This window comes from Hymenobacter busanensis, from assembly GCF_008727865.1.
GTDB lineage: Bacteria > Bacteroidota > Bacteroidia > Cytophagales > Hymenobacteraceae > Solirubrum > Solirubrum busanense.
Window position 1 is genome coordinate 1 of record NZ_VTWU01000006.1, and the last position, 17,366, is coordinate 17,366.

Here is a 17,366-nt window from a genome sequence, read left to right on the forward strand (position 1 = left end):
TACCGAACCAGGCTGCAATGGGCCGGGGCGTTTCCCCGATTGCGCTGCAAAGGTACAGGCCGATTCGACAATTCCAACTGTTCCTTGCCTCTTATCACGTAATTATTACCGCCGGCGGCGTAGGGCGTTGTGGTTGAACTGCCTAATGCGGGGAAATTTTCAACGTCCTTAACAGCCAAGTTAACCCGCGACGTTAAGCCCCCCACTGCCTGACACTAAAAACGAAAAAGCCCCTCAGAATGAACTGAGAGGCTTTTGCGGTCCGGACGGGACTCGAACCCGCGACCTCCGCCGTGACAGGGCGGCATTCTAACCAACTGAACTACCGAACCAGGCTGCAATGGGCCGGGGCGTTTCCCCGATTGCGCTGCAAAGGTAGGCCTGCTATTTCGCCTTCTGCAAGCCCCTGCGCAATATTTTTCATTATTGGCGAGGCGTAGTGGCCTTTCTGGCTGATTTACAACCATAAAATTTTTCCTAGCCACCACCAAAAATTGACGCGGCATGCTTGCGCCCGTTCGTGTACCTTTGCCCTCCTTCATTTCCCACCGTTTAAGAACGACTGCGCGGCGGACGCGCTCCGTCCCGTTTGGCTATGCTGCTCGACTTCGAACAACCCATTGCCGCCCTCGAAGGCAAACTCCGCGAGATGCAGAAACTGGCGCAGGACAGCCAGGTTGATGTATCGGAAGCTGTTGAGGCGCTGGAAACCAAGATCAAGGCCCTTAAAAAGGAAACCTACGCCAACCTTACCCGCTGGCAGCGCGTGCAACTCTCGCGCCACCCCGACCGCCCCTACACCCTCGACTACATCGAGGGCATGACCCAGAAGTTCGTGGAGCTGCACGGCGACCGGACCGTGGCCGACGACAAGGCCATGGTGGGCGGGTTTGCGGAGCTGGACGGGCGCACGGTCATGTTTATCGGGCAGCAGAAAGGGCGCAACACCAAGCAGCGGCAGCTGCGCAACTTCGGCATGCCCAACCCCGAGGGCTACCGCAAAGCCTTGCGCCTGATGAAGCTGGCCGAGAAGTTCGGCAAGCCCATTGTGACGCTGATTGACACGCCGGGCGCGTTTCCCGGTCTGGAGGCCGAGGAGCGCGGGCAGGGCGAGGCCATTGCCCGCAACCTGCGCGAGATGTTCATGCTGAAGGTGCCGGTTATCTGCATCATCATTGGCGAGGGCGCTTCGGGTGGCGCCTTGGGCATTGCCATTGGCGACCGGGTGCTGATGCTGGAAAACACCTGGTATTCGGTGATTTCACCGGAATCCTGCTCCAGCATCCTGTGGCGTTCCTGGAACTACAAAGAGCAAGCCGCCGAAGCCCTTAAGCTCACGGCCACCGACATGCTCAAGGCTGGTCTGGTCGACGGCATCGTGAAGGAACCGCTCGGCGGCGCCCACACCGATCCGCAAAAAATGATTCTGGCGCTGAAAAAGACGCTGACCAAAACGCTCGACGAACTGGAAGCCCTGCCCGCCGACGAGCGGATTTCGCAGCGCATTGACAAGTTCGGCAAGATGGGCGTGGTGGTGGAATAGGCTGCCTGATCTTTCTACTGATAAAAAAGGGGCTGCAACATACGTTGCAGCCCCTTTTCACTAAGCAGCACAGGCCGCAGCCATTCGCCGCGCCAAGCCTTCGATGTCGGCGCGGCGGGCCAGGGCACCGAGCCACTCGGGTGGCATGGCTGCTTCGCCGTAGTAGAGCCCAGCCAAGCCTCCCGTAACGGCGCCGGTGGTGTCGGTATCGTCGCCGAGGTTGACGGCGGCCAGCACGGTCTCGGCGTAGGTGTCGTGCCGCAACAGGCACCACAGCGCGGCTTCCAGCGTGTGCAGAACGTACCCGCCACTGCGGATGTTTTGCCGGGGCAAATCAGCCACGTCTCCTTTCAGCAAGTAGTCGAATTGCGCAACTTCCTTTGTCGGAAGAGCTAATGCGGCAAGTTGTGCGGGCGCAGCGGCACAAAGTTGGGTGTAGGCTTGCGCCGGAGTGCGGCCATCAAGCAGATGACGGGCCATTTCGAGGTAGAGGAAACAGGCTATGGCCGAGCGCACATGCCAGTGAGTAACGGCCGAAGCGTCGAAAATGAGTTGAAAGCGACGGTCCAGCGGAAGGCCGGTTTGGTAAAAAGCCAGTGGCAGGATGCGCATCAACGAGCCGTTGCCGTTGCTGTACTCGTCGGTACCACCGGCTAGCGGCGTGCCTGCCGGATTGGCCTTGAAGCGGTGAAGAGCCTCACGGGTCGTAATGCCAATGTCAAACACGGCGCCGTGAGGCGTCCAGAACTGGTCGTAGTACCAGCGGCAGGAATTGTGCGCCAGTTTGCGCACCGAGTAGCCCTGAACAATGGTTTCGGCCAGGCAAAAGGTCAGCGAGGCGTCGTCGGACCACGTACCGGGCGGTTGGTTGTGGGTGCCGTAACCCCGCATGGTGACGACGGGGTCGAGCTGGCGCCGGGCGCGGCTTTCGAACTCCACGGGCACGCCCAGGGCGTCGCCCACGGCCAACCCAAGCAGCCCAGCGCGGATTTGGGCTTCGGGGGTAGATGGCGGGGTATGGGTCATGGGGTTAAGCAAGAATAGGTGGCGGCAAGCTAGCACCTCTCGCGGACTCCCATGACTGATTTGCTACTTGGCTTTCGGGTCCAGCACTTCGTCGATGAGCCCGTAGGCTTTGGCTTCGTCGGCGCGTAGCCAATAGTCGCGGTCGGAGTGCTGGTGAATTTCCTCGTAGGTTTTGCCGGTGTGCCGGGACAGGATTTCGTACAGTTCCTGGCGCAGCTTCAGGATTTCGCGGGCGGTAATTTCAATGTCGGCCGAGGCGCCCTGTACGCCGCCCGACGGCTGGTGCATCATGACGCGGGCGTGGGGCAGGGCCGAGCGCTTGTTTTCGGCGCCGCCGGCCAGCAGCACGGCGCCCATAGAGGCGGCCAGGCCGGTGCAGATGGTGGCCACGTCGGGCCCCACGTACTGCATCGTGTCGTAGATGCCCAGGCCGGCGTAGACCGAGCCGCCCGGCGAGTTGATGTACAAGAGGATGTCCTTCTTGGCGTCGGCCGACTCCAGAAAGAGCAGCTGGGCGTTGATGATATTCGCAATGTTGTCGTCGACGGCAGCACCCAGGAACACGATGCGGTCCATGATCAGGCGCGAGAAAACGTCGATTTCGGCGAAGCGCGTGGGGCGCTCCTCGATGACCGAGCGCGTCATGCCCGTGACATAGTGGCTGGCCTGGCCGTCGATGTGGTGCAGGTACTGGTCGACACCCAGACCGCTAAGACCTTGGCCCTTCACGGCAAATTTGCGGAATTCCTGTTTGTTCAGCATGGCAAAAAGCAAGAAATAAGAGGTCAGAAAAACGGGCAAAGGCGTAGCATTCCGGGTGCTACAGGCGACCCGGCAAGGCAGAAGAAACAGCTGGAATGATGCGCTTAGCTGCGGGAGCGGAAGCGCGGCCAGCGCAGCAGCACGGTGCGCAATCCGGCCGTGGCGGCCGTGAACCAGCCCGTGCGCCGCGGGCCGTAGAGGCGGGTATGGATGCGGCTTAGCTCGCGGCGCAGCTGCAGGCGTCCGGCCTCGTGCAGGGCTTGGTACAGGCGCAATTGCTCGTGCGCGTCGTCGGCCAACGTGGGGTCGAGCCGGAGTTGGCGCTGCCAGTCGGTGGCGGCGCTGGTGCTGAGCAGGTATTGCTCGATGCGGTGCAGGCGTTCGAGTTCGGGGCGCATCAGTTCAGCGGTTTTCGTTAGGGAACCACGCCGCCCGCACCGCCCGGCGAAGGCGCTCCAGGCACTTGAATTTCTGCACCGTGGCCGAGCGTATACCGGCGTAGGCGTGCTCCGCGGCAATCTGCTCCAAGGGTTGCTGGAAGTAATAGAAGGCGAGCAGGACGCTACGGCATTTCGCGCCCAACCGCTCCACAAACTCCAGTACCGGCGGGCTTTCCCTGGGCTCCGGCGCGTCGGCTTCGGCTACCACGCGCGCGGCGTCCTCGGCAGTGAGTTCGGTTTGGGGCTGCCTGCGGCGGCGCTCTACCTCGCGCTGCCACAGGTTGCGGCACACGCCCACCAAGTAGGTGCTGGGCGCAGCGGTCAGGTGGAGGGTGCCGCGCACGGTCTTCTCGTAGAATACCACCAGCGCATCGTGAAAAACGTCCTGGGCATCCTGCTCGGAGCCACCGTGGCGCTGCACATGACGGCGCACCATGGGAAAGGTACGCTGGTAAAGTTGGGTCAGGGTTTGCTCTCGGTTGGTCAGCAAGGCCTGGCGCAGGTTGGCGGCCGACGGCGCTATGGGCTGGACCGGTAGAGGTAGTTCGAGGAGTTTCAGGGGAGCCGACATGGTACTCATTAATCCGCTTTGGCCGCAACTATCACCCGGGCAGCCGAGAAATTACCGTCCATCAGGAGTAAACACCCGACGCGGCATTTGCACTTCAGCTGCGTAGTGCATTCACACGTTTTACTTGTATACCAGAGCCCCTATTCTTTATAAAATATCATTGCGTTTTCTGGGAAGTTTGGCATAATGCTAAGAATTTACACCAACACTGTGAAAAAAGGCAATTTATGGCCCGGCGCTTGAGTTAATAGGACCAGACCAAACTTGCTATTGCCATGTTCCGCACCCTTTTGCTCGTTTGCGCCCTCTTGATTTTGGGCGGCTCCACTCCTACGCTGGCGGCCCGCCCCAGTGCCTACGCCAAGGCCAAAATGAAAGGCCGCATGTTCACGCACCGTCCCGTTTACAAGAGCTACAAAAGCGTCAGCCGCCACCGCCGCAGCCGGGTGGGCAAACTCATTCACCCGCGCATCGCGCCGCGCACGGCCCGTTTCTAGCGGCACGCTGCCACCGACTTTCCCCGGCCCGACTGCTCGCCTGCAGTCGGGTTGTTTTTTTATGCTGTTAGCCCTGTATAGAAAGCCCGCCGGGTTTCTACCAGCAGCGCCTCCACGGCGCCGCGGTCGGGCTCGTCGGGCAAATGGGATGCGCCAAATGCAGCATCGACCCGCGCTACCAGTTCCTCGGCCTGCGCCACGAGGGCTTCGTACTCGAACTCGCCGCGGCGGATTTGCAGCAGGAAGTCGGGGTTGGGACGGCGCACGCGCAGCTCGCCGTGAGTAGCAACTTCCTCCGCCATCTGCAGCAGCCGGAACACGTGCAGCATGTTTTTGGCGTCGTAGTTCTTGCCGTGCTGCACAGTGTTCTGGTACCGCTCGGCGTTGCGCTTGGCTACCCAATCCCAGTATTCGCGGAACACGCGGCAGGAGGTGCTATACCCGTTGCGGTTGAACGACAGATACGCCACCGGCTCCTCTCCTTTCGGCACGGCCGACAGCTGCACGTCCTGGGACGTTTCCGGGTCGCGCACAAGGCCACGGTAACCGAGTTGCCCATCGGCCGAACGATCTACGAACAAGGCGTACAGGTCCGTGAGGTGCGGCACGTTGGCTAGGCCGCAGTGGGCGGCGGTCAGGCCTTGGCGGGCCAGCCACTGGGTGGCCGGCACCGAGCCGGCGCCCTGCGTGATGTAGCAGAAATCGAGCACCGACTTACGGGCCGGCGGCTCCGGGTTGTTGATTTTCTTGTTGAGCCCCTTGGCCTTTTTGATTTGGGCCACGGCATAGTCGGCAAAGGTTTGGCGGCAGAGCTTGGAGAGGAACAGCTCGGGCCGAAACGCGGCGAACAGCGGGTGCTGTTGCACCACGCAGTCGGCGGGCGAGGCCAGCAGCTCCAGCACGTTGGGGTTGTTTTTCAGGGCCAGCTCCACGAAACGGCGCAGCTCGTAGAACACTTCGTCGTTGGAGGCGTTGGCTACCTGCGGCACGTAATCGAGGCCCAAGAACTGCGGTTCGGGCAGTACAAATACTCCTTTCAGGTCGGTATCAGAGTGCGCGAGGTTGGTGCCGTAGGCGCGGCTGCCGCTCACGGCTTCGAACAAAATCAACGGCTGGCGGCGCAGGTCATCAATGGTCATGGGCGTAACGGCTCGTGGAGTGCAATGGCCGCGGCTCAAGCTACGCCTAACAGTCGGCGAAACAGCGCCGACAGGGCGGGCGTGGGGTCGTGACGACGCGGCGTGGGTAACGTCGTGCGGGCGTGCTGATTGGCCGCGTACTCGGCCTCGATAAACGCCACCAGGAGTTCGGGGCGAGGCACGGTCGTCTTCTCATTGGCCGAGGCTTTGCACTGCAGCAGCGCGTCGACGTGCGGCTGCAACGCCGCGGGCAGCAGCACCCGCAACGGCGCAAACGCCATCGGGGGCAGCGTTTGCCGTTCCCGAATCCAGCGGGCGGCAAGGGCCGAACGCAGGGCGTAGAACAGGCGCTTCAGCCGGACTTCTTCGGGCAGTAAATCTTCCTCAACCCCGCGCCGCACCAAGCCTTGATAGTGGTGAAGAACCGCCAACGGATTGAAGCACTCCGGCAACTGTGGCTGCACAACTGCGCGAAAGTCCGCCGCCTCGTGGTACACGATGGGCGACTGCAGCCACTCCAGCAGAGCGGCATTAGAGCCGCGCAGCAGCCGCAGCGTTTTGCGCAGTTCCCAGCCGCTCAAGTCCAGTTCGTCGTCGATAGGAAATACCAGCGTGTCGCGGCTTTCATCGAGGGCAAGGTACCACTGTGGCGGGTGGCAATACACAAAACGCACGTCGTAGTCGCTGTCGGGCGAAGGAAAGCCCCAGGCCCGGCTGCCCGCCTCGCAGGCGTACAAAATGCGAATACCGTGGCTGGCTTCGAGGCGAGTGAGGGCGGCGTGAATACGGGCGTGCATAAGGCAAACGAAACGCGCGGCAGCCCAATTGAACCGCCACGGCAATGAAAGTAGAGCAGCTTGCTACAGCAGGGGTTGAACCGTCCGTTTTTCTTTTCCGCACCCCTCTCGTGAATAGAGCGCACGCGCAGCCAGAAACAGGCGGCTTCAGCAGACGAGGGCAGTACATAGCAGGTTGTCTTAGCTTTACAGCCGCGGGTCCACGGCTTCGCTTTCTAGGGCAAGCACGCCAAACACGCATTGGTGAACCTCGCGCAGCGGCGCCCCGGCTACAAACCGTTCCAAGCCCTCCACCCCGAGGGTAAACTCCCGCAAGGCCAGGTTGCGCTTGGCTTTTACGCCTCGCTCGCGCAGGCGCTCCAGGTTGCCGGGCAGCAGATAATCGGGGCCGTAGATAATGCGCAGGTACTCGCGGCCCCGGCACTTTAAGGCGGGCTGCACCAGCTGCTTTTGCCCCGTGGGAATAAAGTCGTAGGGCTTGATGACCATGCCTTCGCCGCCGGCCGCGGTCAGGTCGAGCCACCATTGGGTTGCGGCTTCCACGTCGGCAATATCGCGCAGGTGCACCACGCGGTAGGGCGTGGCCCGCAGCAGCCCGTCGTCGGCGCGGCTGAGGGTGCGCAGGGTTTCCATGTGCCAGGCGTGGTCTTTGTCGAAATACGTACGGCCTTCGGTGGCGAGGAGGTGAAAGGGAGCTAGGCGCAAATCGGCAAGGCTTTCCACCGGCCAGCAGTAGCGGCGGTAGGCCTCGGCGTAATGCTGAGCGGCCGTTTGGCGGGCCGTGGTGCGGGCCAGCAGCGCCTCAATGCCGTCGAGGCCGCGGGTGGCGGCCTGGGCCAGCACGGCGGTGGCCTCGGGCAATGCGGCCGTAGCGGCCGCCGCTACGGCCGCGTATTGGTTCTTGATCAACTCCTGCGCCTTGGCCGACCACGGCAGCAGTTCGGCGTCGAGGCACAGCCAATCGGTGCCGAACTGCTCCCAGAAGCCGGCCGTGGTCAGGGCCTGTTGCAGACGTTTCAGAAAAGCCGCTTCCAGCGCGGCATCATTGAAAAAGTTGCGGCCGGTGCGGGTGTAGCATTTGCCCGGCCCCTCGCCTACCACCCCAAAGCGGCGGCGGGCGGCGTCTTCGTTGCGAGCCAAAACCACCACCACGCGGCTGCCCATGTGCTTTTCTTCGCACACCACCCGCTCCTGGCCCTGACGCCGGAAGTAGTCGAAAGCTTCGGCGGGGTGCTCCAGCATGTCGGGCAGGGCGCTGGTTTCCGAGGGGCTCATGGTGGGCGGCAGGTATAGCAACCACTTGGGGTTTAGCGCAAACCGGCTCATGACTTCCAGCGCGGCCACGGCGTTTTCTTCCCGAATGGTAACGGACGGCAGCAGCCGGGTTTTCACGATTTGCTTGCCGGTCACGTCGCGGATGTCGAGCAGGTCGTCGTGCGCCTGTTGGGCGGTGAGCGTGGCGGCTTCTTCGGCAACCACGGCCGGGCGGAGCGGGCGCGCCGGCTCGCAATACACCGCGGCGGCGGGCACCGACACCAACTCCCGCTCGGGATAGCGCAGGGCCGTGAGGCGGCCGCCAAACACGCAGCCGGTGTCGATGTCGATGGTGTTGTTAAGCCATTCGGGCGTGGGCACGGGTGTGTGGCCGTACACCACCATGGCCCGACCGCGGTATTCCAAGGCCCAGTTGTAGCGCACCGGCAGTCCGAACTCGTCAATCTCGCCGGTGGTTTCGCCGAATAAGGCAAAGGCTCGCACGGCACCCGAACCACGGCCTTGCATGTCTTCGCGTAACCCGGCGTGGGCCACCACCAGCCGGCCGCCGTCGAGCACGTAGTGGCTCACGAGGGCGTCGAGGAACTGCCGCACCTGGTTCTTGAACGTGTCCGACTCCAGGGCCAGCTGTGCTAGGGTTTCGGCAAACCCGTGCTGCTCGCTCACCTGCTTGCCGTTGAGGTGGCGCAGGAGCTTGATGTCGTGGTTGCCGGGTACGCACAGGGCCAGGCCATCCTGCACCATGCGCATTACCAGCCGCAATACCTGTGGCGAGGCCGGGCCGCGGTCGACCAGGTCGCCGAGAAACAGCGCCCGGCGCCCGGCGGGGGCCGTCACGCGCACGCCCAGGTCGCGCACGTCCTGCATAGGTTCGGGCTGCACGGTGTAGCCGAGGTCGGTGAGCAGCTGCACCAGCTCCTGATAGCAGCCGTGCACGTCGCCGATGATGTCGAAGGGCCCGGCATCGGCTTTGCGGTTGTTGTAGAGCGGGTCGCGCACTACGGCCTGCACCGCGTCGATTTCCTCGGGGCCGTGCAGGTGAAAGATGTGGCGGAAGCCCTCGGCCTTGAGGGTTTTGAGGCTACGCCGCAGCTGCTGGCGCTGCTGGGGCACCACGTGCCGACCCAGGTGCTGGCGTTCGGCACGGTCGCGGTTGCGGTCCTCAGCCACGCGGTCGGGCACGTCGAGGATGATGGCCGTCGGCAGCACGTGGTAGTCGCGGGCCAGCTGCACGAGGGTATTGCGGGCCTCGGGCTGCACGTTAGTAGCATCGACCACCGTGAGCAGCCCGCGCTTGAGGCGCAGCCCCACCAGATAGTGGAGCAGCGCAAAGGCATCGGGCGTCGAGGATTGGTCGTTTTCATCGTCGGAAACCAGCGCGCGGCATTGGTCTGACGACACGATTTCGGTGGGCCGAAACAGGCGGCGCGCAAACGTGGACTTGCCCGCACCGGACGTGCCAATGAGCAGCACGAGGGAGAGTTCGGGGAGTTTCAGGGAAGTCAAAGGCATACAGAAAATAAGCGCGTATACTGAGCAGTATCCTATTAATAACGCCCGGTAAAAATGCGCAAACTCCGCTTACTACGGTTTCGCCAGGGCTTCTCACATCATGCTACTACCTACGTGGAAGACGCTCAGGCCACCCAAACTGCTCTGCCCTACTTCCTGACGAAGGCGACTTGCCCATTCCGGTGCTTTTCGGTCAGTCGGGGCGTAAGCTTGCCCCAATACGTCAGCACCTGGCCTTTCGTATCCCTGCGCAGGCGCAGCAGCACGTCGCCGGGTTTTAGCTGCTGGTAGCCATTGCCGTCGAGGCCCTGCACGAACATAACCTGGGTTTCCTGGGCGCTGTCCGTTGCGCGCACCTTCAGCTTCATAAAAGTCTGTTGGCCTTCCACGGCCAGTTCCCCACCCAGGCCGTTGGCCTGCGGCTTGAGCGTGAGGGTCCACAGCATGGCCATGCTGTAACCAGCCAGGGCCTTCACCGGGGCTTCTTCGTAGGAATAGGCTCCCGCCCAGCTGGGCGGGCTGCTGGCGGCCGGAGCGGCCACAGCGAGGTTGAACCACAGAAGCGGATGCAGGAGCAGCGTCGTCATAAGCCAGGTAAATGGTGGAAGGCAATAGCTCCAACGAAATTCCGGGGAATATGGTCGAGCACTGCCTCGGCAGCCAAATCCACTCAGCCCCCCTACTGCACGCCCGTCACCCGGAACTCCACGCGTCGGTTGAGTTGCCGGGTGCTTTCCTGCTCGTTGCTGGCCCGGGGCTCGGTGCCGCCCAAGCCGAGGCCACTGATGCGCCCTTCGGCAATCCCGCGGCTCACCAAATAGTCTTTCACCGCCGCCACACGCTCTTCGCTGAGCACCACGTTCTTCTGCGGGTCGCCCACGTTGTCGGTGTGGCCGCGCAGTTCAATGGTCATGCCGGGGTTGCGGGTCAGCAGGTTCACCAGCTGGTTGAGGGCCGGAAAAGACGAGGGCAACAACACGGCTTGCCCCTGCTCAAACTGCACCTTGTCGAGCTGTTGCGTAGTGCCCACCGCCAACGGACGGAGCACTATATCCTGCACGTAGGGTCCCGGCAGAGTCAGGTAGGCGGTGTCGGCGGCCAAGTAGCCGGGCAGTTCCAGGTGCGCAGCATACACCTTCCCCACCTCGGCCGGAAAGGCAAAGGCCGCCTCGCTGGTCAGCGGAACCGTCGTTTCGCTTTTGCCCAAGCTGAGGCGGAACCGAGCCTGCGGCAGCGGTTGCAGCGTGGCCGCATCGAGCACGCGCCCGCGCCACGTGGCAGCGGTGGGCAGGGCTGCGGCGGCCGGTGGCGGCGGCAGAAATAAATTGCAGCCGGCCAAGTCGGTGTAGGTGCCGCGCCGCACCCGGGTGGCACGCCGGCGGGCCACGTCTACCTCGTAGAGGGCTTTGGGGCCGGCCAGGTAAAGCCGGCGGCGGCCGGCGCGGTCGGTTTGCAGCAGCAGGTCGCTGTAGCCGCCGCGGTTAGGCAGGCCTTCGAGCGGCAGCAGGTCGGGAGCGGGTTTCTGGGTGGCTAGGCTCACTTTCAATAAGGCGCCGTCGGTGCTGTACACTTGGTAGAGCGAGTCGGCGTCGGTGAGGCAGAAATTGGCGTGGGTACCGGCCTTTGCAAACCCGATGGCGGGGTAATACGGGGCCTGGCGCACGGGGTCGGCCGACCACACCACCCGCACCGCGTTGGTAGCGGGGCTGACTTTCACCAACAGGTTGGCGTCGCTGGTAATGAAATACAGGTCACCGCGCTGGTCGGTAGCGGCTGAAATCCAGACGTTTTCGGGACCTTGCGCCGGCAGCTGCCAAGCGGTAAAGTCGCCTTGCCGCGTGGCCGGATTGTAGCGGTACACCAATTCGGGTGCATCGGTGGGCGCCTTGGTAACCGAATACAGGCAGTTGTCGAAGCCCTTGGCCAGGGCGTACGACTGAAAGGGCAGCACCCGGGCGTGCACTTTGGGCGGGGCCGCCGGGTCGGCCACCAAGAATTCGTGAATGGTGCGGCAGTCGTCTTCCCACTGGCCGTCGTGAAAGCGCAGGGCCACAATGCCGTACATTTTGTCGTCGCAGCCTTGCTCGGTGGTGCGGCGGCTGGGCAAGCCGGGGCCGGTCAGGGCCAGGGAGGCCAGCAGTTGCTGCCCGGCGGCCAGGTTGCGGCCTTCCTGCCGGGCCGGGGCACGGTATTCCAACTGAAACTCGTAGCCGCCGCGCCACAACCGGCGCCCCAGTACGTGGGTACGCTCTACGGCACCGTCGGGGGCGAAGGTATAGTCGTAGCGCACTTCCTGGTAGCTACCCGCATCGTGTTGCTCGATGCGGGCCACCCGCGAGCGGGGCAGCCGCCGCACGGCGCGCCAAACAGAATCGGCCTGCCCCGAAGCCAGCTGGTCGAGGTCTTTCCGGTTGTCGGGCAGGGGCCGAATGCTGAGCGTGGCTGCTGCCTGGGCCGTTTGCGGGCTGTTGCCGGTGTAAAAGACTACGTCACCCGGCTGCCTGCCTTCGGCCACTTGCCAATTGGGCGGGTACACAAGTCGGTAGCCCTTGCGCGCGTCGGCATATGGCTGCCCGGCGGTTGGCTGCGCCTGCAGCTTCACCGCCCAGCACACCGCCAGCCACCCCATCAGCAACACCTTCATCATAGGCCACCTCCCATAGCCGACAAAAGTACGGAAGCCGGCCGCCATTTGCCTTCGGAGGCGGTATTTGCAGCGCTGCCCCACACGGTAGCCGGCTCCCGTCAAGCTTGCTCAAATACCGCCAGCTGCGAAGGTGCCCCGACTTCCGCCGCTTCCGGCCCCAGCGGCAGAACATGCACCACGTAACCATGCCGGGCGGCCACGCCGGCGGCCCACTCGGCAAACTGCGCCCGCGTCCACTCGAAGCGGTGGTCGGCGTGCCGAAACTCGCCGGCAGATAAGGTTTCGTAGCGCTGGTTGTAGTCGGCGTTGGGCGTGGTAACCAGCACGGCACCGGGCCGGGCACGGGCAAACACCACCTGCTCGAACGCGGCCAGCCGGTTTTCGTCCAAGTGCTCAATGACTTCCACCACGGCGGCCGCGTCGTATCCGGCCAGGCGCGGGTCGTGGTAGAGCAGGGAGCCTTGCGCCAGAGTCAGCCGCTCGCGCTGCCGCGGGGGCATTTCGGCCACGTGCAGCCGCTCGTGCGCCCGCTGCAGCTCCCGGTACGACACGTCGATGGCCAGAATGTGCTCCACATGCGGCATCTTGAGCAGGCGCCGCGCCAACTTGCCTTCGCCGCAGCCCAAATCCAGCACGCGCTTGGCCCCGAGGCGCCGGATTTCCTCGGCCACCCGGTCGAGGCGCAGGTCGTGCAGGTTTTGCTTCTCAGCCGGCGCGGCCGCCTCGGCGGAAACTTCTACCGTAGCCAAAGCCGCTTCCGGCTCGTCGTCGGCTGGGGTTTCGTCGGCGTCCAGGAGGCGCTCCAGCGTCGGATTTACGTACTGCGCCAGGTTGCGGAGGTAGCGGCGGGTGATGAATTCCCGGTCGGGGTGCTGGGGCAGCCAGTCGGCACCGCGGTGCAGCAGCTTCTCGGCTTCCGAGGCATTTACCCAGTAGTGCTTGTCGTTGTCGAGCACCGGAATAAGCACGTAGAGGTGGCTCAGCAACTCGCGCAGACGCCGAGCCGGGTGGCGCAAGCGCAGGGTGAAGTAGCGGCTGTTGCCCCAGGCGGGCACGGTCGGGTCGAGCGGGTGGGCCTCGGTTTCTACCTCATAGCCTAGCGGCGCAAACAGCCGCTGCAGCTGCTCGGCGGTGGCGGCGGGCACCACGGCCACGGTGGCTTCCAAGGGCAGCAGCGTGTCGGGCAGTTCGGGACGGTCCTTGCAGGTACCGTTCATGGCTGTGTTGAAGGCCTTCGCCAGGGCTACGCTCAGAAACGACGACGCCACGTAGGGCCGGTCGTTCACGTACTGCTCCAGCGCAAAACCCTCCCCGGCCGGGCCGCGGTGGTTGCGCACCAGCGCCACCGGGTCGATGTCGAGCAACAGGGCGACGGTGCACCGCTCGGCCGAGGCTTCGGGGTAGAAAATGTGGGCCTGACCGGCGGCTACCTCCAGGGTTTGGAGGCGCGCCGGATTCTTGTGCAACAAGTAGCCCAGGTCGGTGGCGGGCTGGTGGGTAGTGGTAATCGTCAGGAGCATCGGGGAGAAACGCGGAATAGCACACAACCCAGCAGGGCTAGGCGCAGTGGACCAAGATACGAGGCTGCTGGGCAAGCATTATGTCGCCCTGAAACCGGCCCAGCCTATGCCGAGCGAGCAAACCGGCCTTTTCGCCTGGGAGTTGCGGCGGTGTGGCGCCTCGGCTGTATTTTTGTCTTTCGGAGACCCAGCGCCACTCCCGGTGCCGTCCCGTGTTGGTTTGTTATATGAAGAAGTTCTTTACCCTTTTCGCCCTGGTGGTGCTCAGCACCCAGGTTCTCGTTGCCCAGAACTTTCCCGGCGCCGAACGCAAGCGTCATTTTCGCCCGCAGAAAGACGAAGAGTCGCCGTACGTGCTGAACGTGACTAAAAACACCGACGACGATTCGAAGGCCAATGGTACCATGACGCGCTTGGCCTACCAGCCCCACGAGTTGCTGCTGACCATTGTGAACGAACAGCGCAAGATGAACAGCTGGGCCGACAGCACCTACCAGCGCAAGCTGGCCGCCGTGCCCGAAGGCGGCGCCTTGCAGGTAACCATGTACCGCGTGGGCGCCAAAAACGCCGACCCCAGCCTGCTCACCGTGTCGGCCCGTACCAAGGACGGCAAGGAAATCTTCAGCCAGCAACTCACGCCCGGCACCGGCCGCTTCTGGAACCGCGACCAGTACATGAGCCAGCGCACCATTCCCTTCGTGAAGGTCGATCCGTCGGAGCCCATCGAAGTAACCGTGACCGACGCGACGCTCAAGCAGAAGTTCGAGTACATCATTACCACCAAATAGCGCGGCCGCAGGTGGGGCAGGCTATCGGACGCCCGCCTGCTCCGCTAGGCCAGCTGCAGCCGGCGCCATTGCACGGCCAGCAGTGTCTTGGCGTCGCGCAGCTCGGTTTGCAGCAATTCGTCCCAGCCAAGCCGCACGATGGTAATATTTTCGTTTTCCCCTTCGGCCCCGCCGCCGGCGCCGGTCTGGCGGCTTACTTCGGCGTAGTACACGTCTATCTGCTCGGCGCTGCCGCCCGGCGACGGGTACATTTTCACAATGTGCTCCAACCGGTCGACGTCGTAGCCCAGCTCCTCCTGAATCTCGCGCCGCAGCGCCGCTTCGGGCATTTCGCCTTTTTTGTCGAGCATGCCGGCGGGTATTTCCAGCACCTCGTCCTCGGCCCCCGTGCGGTACTGCCGCACGAAAACGTACTCCATTTTGTTGGTGTCGAATACCAGGGCGGCCACGGCCTGCCCGGGCTCAAACCGCTCCCGCACGAGCGTTTCGCCGTCGTGTTCGAGCGTCAGTTTACGCAGTTTATAGAAGCCGTCGTAAACCGTTTCTACCTTTGTAATCTTCATAGGGCACAATGGGTGAAAGCCTGACCGGGCTCTGTACGCCAAAGATGCGGGCCAATGTTTGGCCCGCGTCTCATTTTGCCGCATTTCTTTTTTCCTTTCGATTTTGACATTTGACGACCTCAACCTGCTGCCGGCGCTTCTGAAAGCCCTGCACACTGCTGGCTACGAACGCCCTACCCCTATCCAGCAGCAGGCCATTCCGCACGTGCTCGACGCCCGCGACCTGCTCGGCGTGGCCCAAACCGGCACCGGCAAAACGGCCGCCTTCACCTTGCCGCTGCTCCAGCGCCTGCACGAGGCCAAGCCCACCAACCAGCCCACCGGCCCCCGCGCCGTGCGCGCCCTCATTCTCACGCCCACCCGCGAGCTGGCCATCCAGATCGGGGAGAGTTTCGAAACCTACGGCCAGAACCTGAAGCTGCGCCATGCGGTCATCTTCGGCGGCGTATCGCAGCACCCGCAAGTGCAGGCCCTGCAACGCGGCGTCGATGCCCTCATTGCCACGCCCGGCCGCCTGCTCGACCTCATCAACCAGGGCTATGTGAACCTGAAGCATTTGGAAATCTTCGTGCTCGACGAGGCCGACCGCATGCTCGATATGGGCTTCATCAACGACATTCGGAAGATTCTGCCCTTGCTGCCCAAGCAGCGCCAGTCGCTGTTCTTCTCGGCCACCATGCCGCCCACCATTCAGCAGTTGGCCGATACCATCCTGCGCAACCCCGTGCAAGTCGCCGTCACGCCCGTGTCGAGCACCGCCGAAACGGTGGAGCAGGCCGTGTACATGGTGGAGAAAACCGACAAGCCTTACCTGCTGCTGGAAGTGCTGAAGAACCCCGAGCTGCGCCGCGTGCTCGTGTTCAGCCGCACCAAGCACGGCGCCGACCGCGTAGCCAAGGGCCTCACGGCCAAAGGTATCGGAGCCGAAGCCATCCACGGCAACAAGTCGCAAAACGCCCGTCAACGTGCCCTGCAAAACTTCAAAAGCGGCGAAACCCGTGTGCTGGTAGCTACCGACTTAGCTGCCCGCGGCCTCGACGTGGATGAACTGAGCCACGTGATTAACTACGAGCTGCCCAACGAACCCGAAACCTACGTGCACCGCATCGGCCGCACGGGCCGCGCTGGTGCCGCTGGCGTCGCCCTTTCCTTCTGCGACCTGGAGGAACGCGCCTACCTGCAGGATATACAGCGGCTGATTAACCGCGAAATACCGGTGGAAGACAGCCATTCCTACGCCAACAACGATGTGGCCCCCGTGCCGCTGAAAGGCCCTAACATCACCAAGCCCAAAGGTCCTGCCGGTCGGCCGCCCCGCGCCCCGCGTGGCGCAGGTGCCCCTGGTGGTTCGGCCGCAGGCTCTCGCCGTGAGCATACCCGGCCAGCACCCGCCGCGCCGCGTACGGCCCCGGCCGAGCGACGGAGCCAGGGTAAAGCCCCTACGGCAGCTGCTGGCAAGCCAAGCACCAACGGCCGCTCGGGTAGCCGCCGGCGCCGCCGCGACTAAACCGTTTACACATATGTGCAAACGGCTTAGAGTTGCCTGATACTCAAAACAAAAAGAAGAGGCGCCCATTCGGGCGCCTCTTCTTTTTGTTTGTGCTTCGGCGTTTTGAAACAGGGCGGTAGCTCCTCACTTTGGTAATAGTCCCATACAAACAAATTTGAGCCTTGCGGTTTTATATTAATACGAAGGGCCCGCATTGGGCTTGTTGATTGTCTGTTCTTTCAATTTTCCAATGGCTTCACACTCGCTTTCCGTTATTGAGGCTCTGCGCACCACGGCCCAACGCCTCGCCAGCCAGGCACCCTACCAGTGGGGCCACATGGGCAGTTGCAACTGCGGCCACCTGGCTCAAACCATTACCCACCTTAGCAAAGCCGACATTCATACCCGCGCCATGCAGCGCTACGGCGACTGGGAGCAACAGTTGCGCGACTATTGCCCCACAAGTGGCCTGCTCATCGACGACACAATTGATGCCATGCTTGCGGTGGGCTTCACCCGCTCGGACTTGGCCCATTTGGAACGCCTTGCCGATCCAACTATCCTGGCCGCTATTCCCTTCGAGCGCCGGAATGCGCTCCGCCACAACCGCCGCGACGACGTAGTGCTCTACTTAAACACGTGGGCCAACTTGCTAGAGCAACAACTGCTGGCTGCTTTGCCACTCCCAGCATTCGTCACTGGTCTTTCCGTAACTCCTGAGTTAGCTACTCAGTAAGGCCAGCGGCACGAGACTATACGCCGAAAGCCCCGCCTAACGACATGTTAGGCGGGGCTTT

16 protein-coding genes and 1 tRNA gene are annotated in these 17,366 nt (G+C 63.1%); 5 read left to right on the forward strand and 12 right to left on the reverse strand.

The window, feature by feature from the left end; translation table 11 throughout:
* Positions 1 to 258: 258 nt before the first annotated feature.
* A tRNA-Asp gene (locus F0P96_RS15750) sits at positions 259 to 332 on the reverse strand.
* Between the two features lie 263 nt (positions 333 to 595).
* On the opposite strand from F0P96_RS15750, the gene F0P96_RS15755 reads away from it, so the two are divergent.
* Positions 596 to 1,543: an acetyl-CoA carboxylase carboxyltransferase subunit alpha gene (locus F0P96_RS15755; RefSeq protein ID WP_201743877.1), complete on the forward strand. Its 948-nt coding sequence runs from the start codon at positions 596 to 598 to the stop codon at positions 1,541 to 1,543.
* A 60-nt stretch (positions 1,544 to 1,603) separates the two neighbouring features.
* Here the strand turns inward: F0P96_RS15755 and F0P96_RS15760 are convergent, their stop codons facing one another.
* The 4 genes from F0P96_RS15760 to F0P96_RS15775 all read right to left on the reverse strand — a co-directional run bounded on the left by F0P96_RS15760 (position 1,604) and on the right by F0P96_RS15775 (position 4,342).
* Positions 1,604 to 2,569, reverse strand: a complete 966-nt coding sequence (locus F0P96_RS15760; protein ID WP_151079886.1) for an ADP-ribosylglycohydrolase family protein — start codon at positions 2,567 to 2,569, stop codon at positions 1,604 to 1,606.
* A gap of 63 nt (positions 2,570 to 2,632) precedes the next feature.
* Positions 2,633 to 3,331 (reverse strand): ClpP family protease, encoded by a 699-nt coding sequence (locus F0P96_RS15765; RefSeq protein ID WP_151079887.1) that lies wholly within the window; start codon positions 3,329 to 3,331, stop codon positions 2,633 to 2,635.
* Between the two features lie 104 nt (positions 3,332 to 3,435).
* Positions 3,436 to 3,729 (reverse strand): hypothetical protein, encoded by a 294-nt coding sequence (locus F0P96_RS15770; RefSeq protein ID WP_151079888.1) that lies wholly within the window; start codon positions 3,727 to 3,729, stop codon positions 3,436 to 3,438.
* Positions 3,730 to 3,733: 4 nt separating this feature from the next.
* Positions 3,734 to 4,342: an RNA polymerase sigma factor gene (locus F0P96_RS15775; protein ID WP_151079889.1), complete on the reverse strand. Its 609-nt coding sequence runs from the start codon at positions 4,340 to 4,342 to the stop codon at positions 3,734 to 3,736.
* A 275-nt stretch (positions 4,343 to 4,617) separates the two neighbouring features.
* On the opposite strand from F0P96_RS15775, the gene F0P96_RS15780 reads away from it, so the two are divergent.
* Entirely contained in the window at positions 4,618 to 4,839 is a 222-nt protein-coding gene (locus F0P96_RS15780; protein ID WP_151079890.1) for a hypothetical protein, read from the forward strand.
* 59 nt (positions 4,840 to 4,898) lie between these two features.
* Here F0P96_RS15780 and F0P96_RS15785 read toward each other — a convergent pair whose 3' ends face one another.
* The 6 genes from F0P96_RS15785 to F0P96_RS15810 all read right to left on the reverse strand — a co-directional run bounded on the left by F0P96_RS15785 (position 4,899) and on the right by F0P96_RS15810 (position 13,729).
* On the reverse strand, positions 4,899 to 5,978 hold the full coding sequence (locus tag F0P96_RS15785; RefSeq protein WP_151079891.1) for a nucleotidyltransferase domain-containing protein: 1,080 nt from the start codon (positions 5,976 to 5,978) through the stop codon (positions 4,899 to 4,901).
* 35 nt (positions 5,979 to 6,013) lie between these two features.
* Complete coding sequence (locus F0P96_RS15790; protein ID WP_151079892.1) at positions 6,014 to 6,775, reverse strand: nucleotidyltransferase domain-containing protein; 762 nt, start codon at positions 6,773 to 6,775, stop codon at positions 6,014 to 6,016.
* A gap of 186 nt (positions 6,776 to 6,961) precedes the next feature.
* A complete protein-coding gene (locus F0P96_RS15795; RefSeq protein WP_151079893.1) occupies positions 6,962 to 9,562 on the reverse strand; it encodes a polynucleotide kinase-phosphatase in 2,601 nt (866 codons plus the stop codon).
* Positions 9,563 to 9,711: 149 nt separating this feature from the next.
* The gene (locus F0P96_RS15800; RefSeq protein ID WP_151079894.1) at positions 9,712 to 10,149 is read right to left on the reverse strand and encodes a DUF5991 domain-containing protein; all 438 of its coding nucleotides are present in this window, start codon (positions 10,147 to 10,149) and stop codon (positions 9,712 to 9,714) included.
* A 92-nt stretch (positions 10,150 to 10,241) separates the two neighbouring features.
* On the reverse strand, positions 10,242 to 12,209 hold the full coding sequence (locus tag F0P96_RS15805; RefSeq protein WP_160619924.1) for an OmpA family protein: 1,968 nt from the start codon (positions 12,207 to 12,209) through the stop codon (positions 10,242 to 10,244).
* 98 nt (positions 12,210 to 12,307) lie between these two features.
* Positions 12,308 to 13,729, reverse strand: a complete 1,422-nt coding sequence (locus F0P96_RS15810; protein WP_151079896.1) for a 3' terminal RNA ribose 2'-O-methyltransferase Hen1 — start codon at positions 13,727 to 13,729, stop codon at positions 12,308 to 12,310.
* Positions 13,730 to 13,956: 227 nt separating this feature from the next.
* On the opposite strand from F0P96_RS15810, the gene F0P96_RS15815 reads away from it, so the two are divergent.
* The gene (locus tag F0P96_RS15815; RefSeq protein ID WP_151079897.1) at positions 13,957 to 14,517 is read left to right on the forward strand and encodes a hypothetical protein; all 561 of its coding nucleotides are present in this window, start codon (positions 13,957 to 13,959) and stop codon (positions 14,515 to 14,517) included.
* A gap of 44 nt (positions 14,518 to 14,561) precedes the next feature.
* Here the strand turns inward: F0P96_RS15815 and F0P96_RS15820 are convergent, their stop codons facing one another.
* Positions 14,562 to 15,080, reverse strand: coding sequence for an NUDIX domain-containing protein (locus F0P96_RS15820; protein WP_151079898.1), 519 nt, complete (start codon positions 15,078 to 15,080; stop codon positions 14,562 to 14,564).
* A 103-nt stretch (positions 15,081 to 15,183) separates the two neighbouring features.
* On the opposite strand from F0P96_RS15820, the gene F0P96_RS15825 reads away from it, so the two are divergent.
* Complete coding sequence (locus tag F0P96_RS15825; protein ID WP_151079899.1) at positions 15,184 to 16,587, forward strand: DEAD/DEAH box helicase; 1,404 nt, start codon at positions 15,184 to 15,186, stop codon at positions 16,585 to 16,587.
* 232 nt (positions 16,588 to 16,819) lie between these two features.
* Positions 16,820 to 17,305, forward strand: a complete 486-nt coding sequence (locus tag F0P96_RS15830; protein ID WP_151079900.1) for a hypothetical protein — start codon at positions 16,820 to 16,822, stop codon at positions 17,303 to 17,305.
* Positions 17,306 to 17,366 lie beyond the last annotated feature (61 nt).

Excerpts from the sequence above, each read along its gene's own strand:
- F0P96_RS15755 (WP_201743877.1), top strand. The coding sequence starts at position 596 with ATGCTGCTCGACTTCGAACAACCCATTGCCGCCCTCGAAGGCAAACTC.
- F0P96_RS15760 (WP_151079886.1), bottom strand. The coding sequence starts at position 2,569 with ATGACCCATACCCCGCCATCTACCCCCGAAGCCCAAATCCGCGCTGGG.
- F0P96_RS15765 (WP_151079887.1), bottom strand. The coding sequence starts at position 3,331 with ATGCTGAACAAACAGGAATTCCGCAAATTTGCCGTGAAGGGCCAAGGT.
- F0P96_RS15770 (WP_151079888.1), bottom strand. The coding sequence starts at position 3,729 with ATGCGCCCCGAACTCGAACGCCTGCACCGCATCGAGCAATACCTGCTC.
- F0P96_RS15775 (WP_151079889.1), bottom strand. The coding sequence starts at position 4,342 with ATGTCGGCTCCCCTGAAACTCCTCGAACTACCTCTACCGGTCCAGCCC.
- F0P96_RS15780 (WP_151079890.1), top strand. The coding sequence starts at position 4,618 with ATGTTCCGCACCCTTTTGCTCGTTTGCGCCCTCTTGATTTTGGGCGGC.
- F0P96_RS15785 (WP_151079891.1), bottom strand. The coding sequence starts at position 5,978 with ATGACCATTGATGACCTGCGCCGCCAGCCGTTGATTTTGTTCGAAGCC.
- F0P96_RS15790 (WP_151079892.1), bottom strand. The coding sequence starts at position 6,775 with ATGCACGCCCGTATTCACGCCGCCCTCACTCGCCTCGAAGCCAGCCAC.
- F0P96_RS15795 (WP_151079893.1), bottom strand. The coding sequence starts at position 9,562 with ATGCCTTTGACTTCCCTGAAACTCCCCGAACTCTCCCTCGTGCTGCTC.
- F0P96_RS15800 (WP_151079894.1), bottom strand. The coding sequence starts at position 10,149 with ATGACGACGCTGCTCCTGCATCCGCTTCTGTGGTTCAACCTCGCTGTG.
- F0P96_RS15805 (WP_160619924.1), bottom strand. The coding sequence starts at position 12,209 with ATGATGAAGGTGTTGCTGATGGGGTGGCTGGCGGTGTGCTGGGCGGTG.
- F0P96_RS15810 (WP_151079896.1), bottom strand. The coding sequence starts at position 13,729 with ATGCTCCTGACGATTACCACTACCCACCAGCCCGCCACCGACCTGGGC.
- F0P96_RS15815 (WP_151079897.1), top strand. The coding sequence starts at position 13,957 with ATGAAGAAGTTCTTTACCCTTTTCGCCCTGGTGGTGCTCAGCACCCAG.
- F0P96_RS15820 (WP_151079898.1), bottom strand. The coding sequence starts at position 15,080 with ATGAAGATTACAAAGGTAGAAACGGTTTACGACGGCTTCTATAAACTG.
- F0P96_RS15830 (WP_151079900.1), top strand. The coding sequence starts at position 16,820 with ATGGCTTCACACTCGCTTTCCGTTATTGAGGCTCTGCGCACCACGGCC.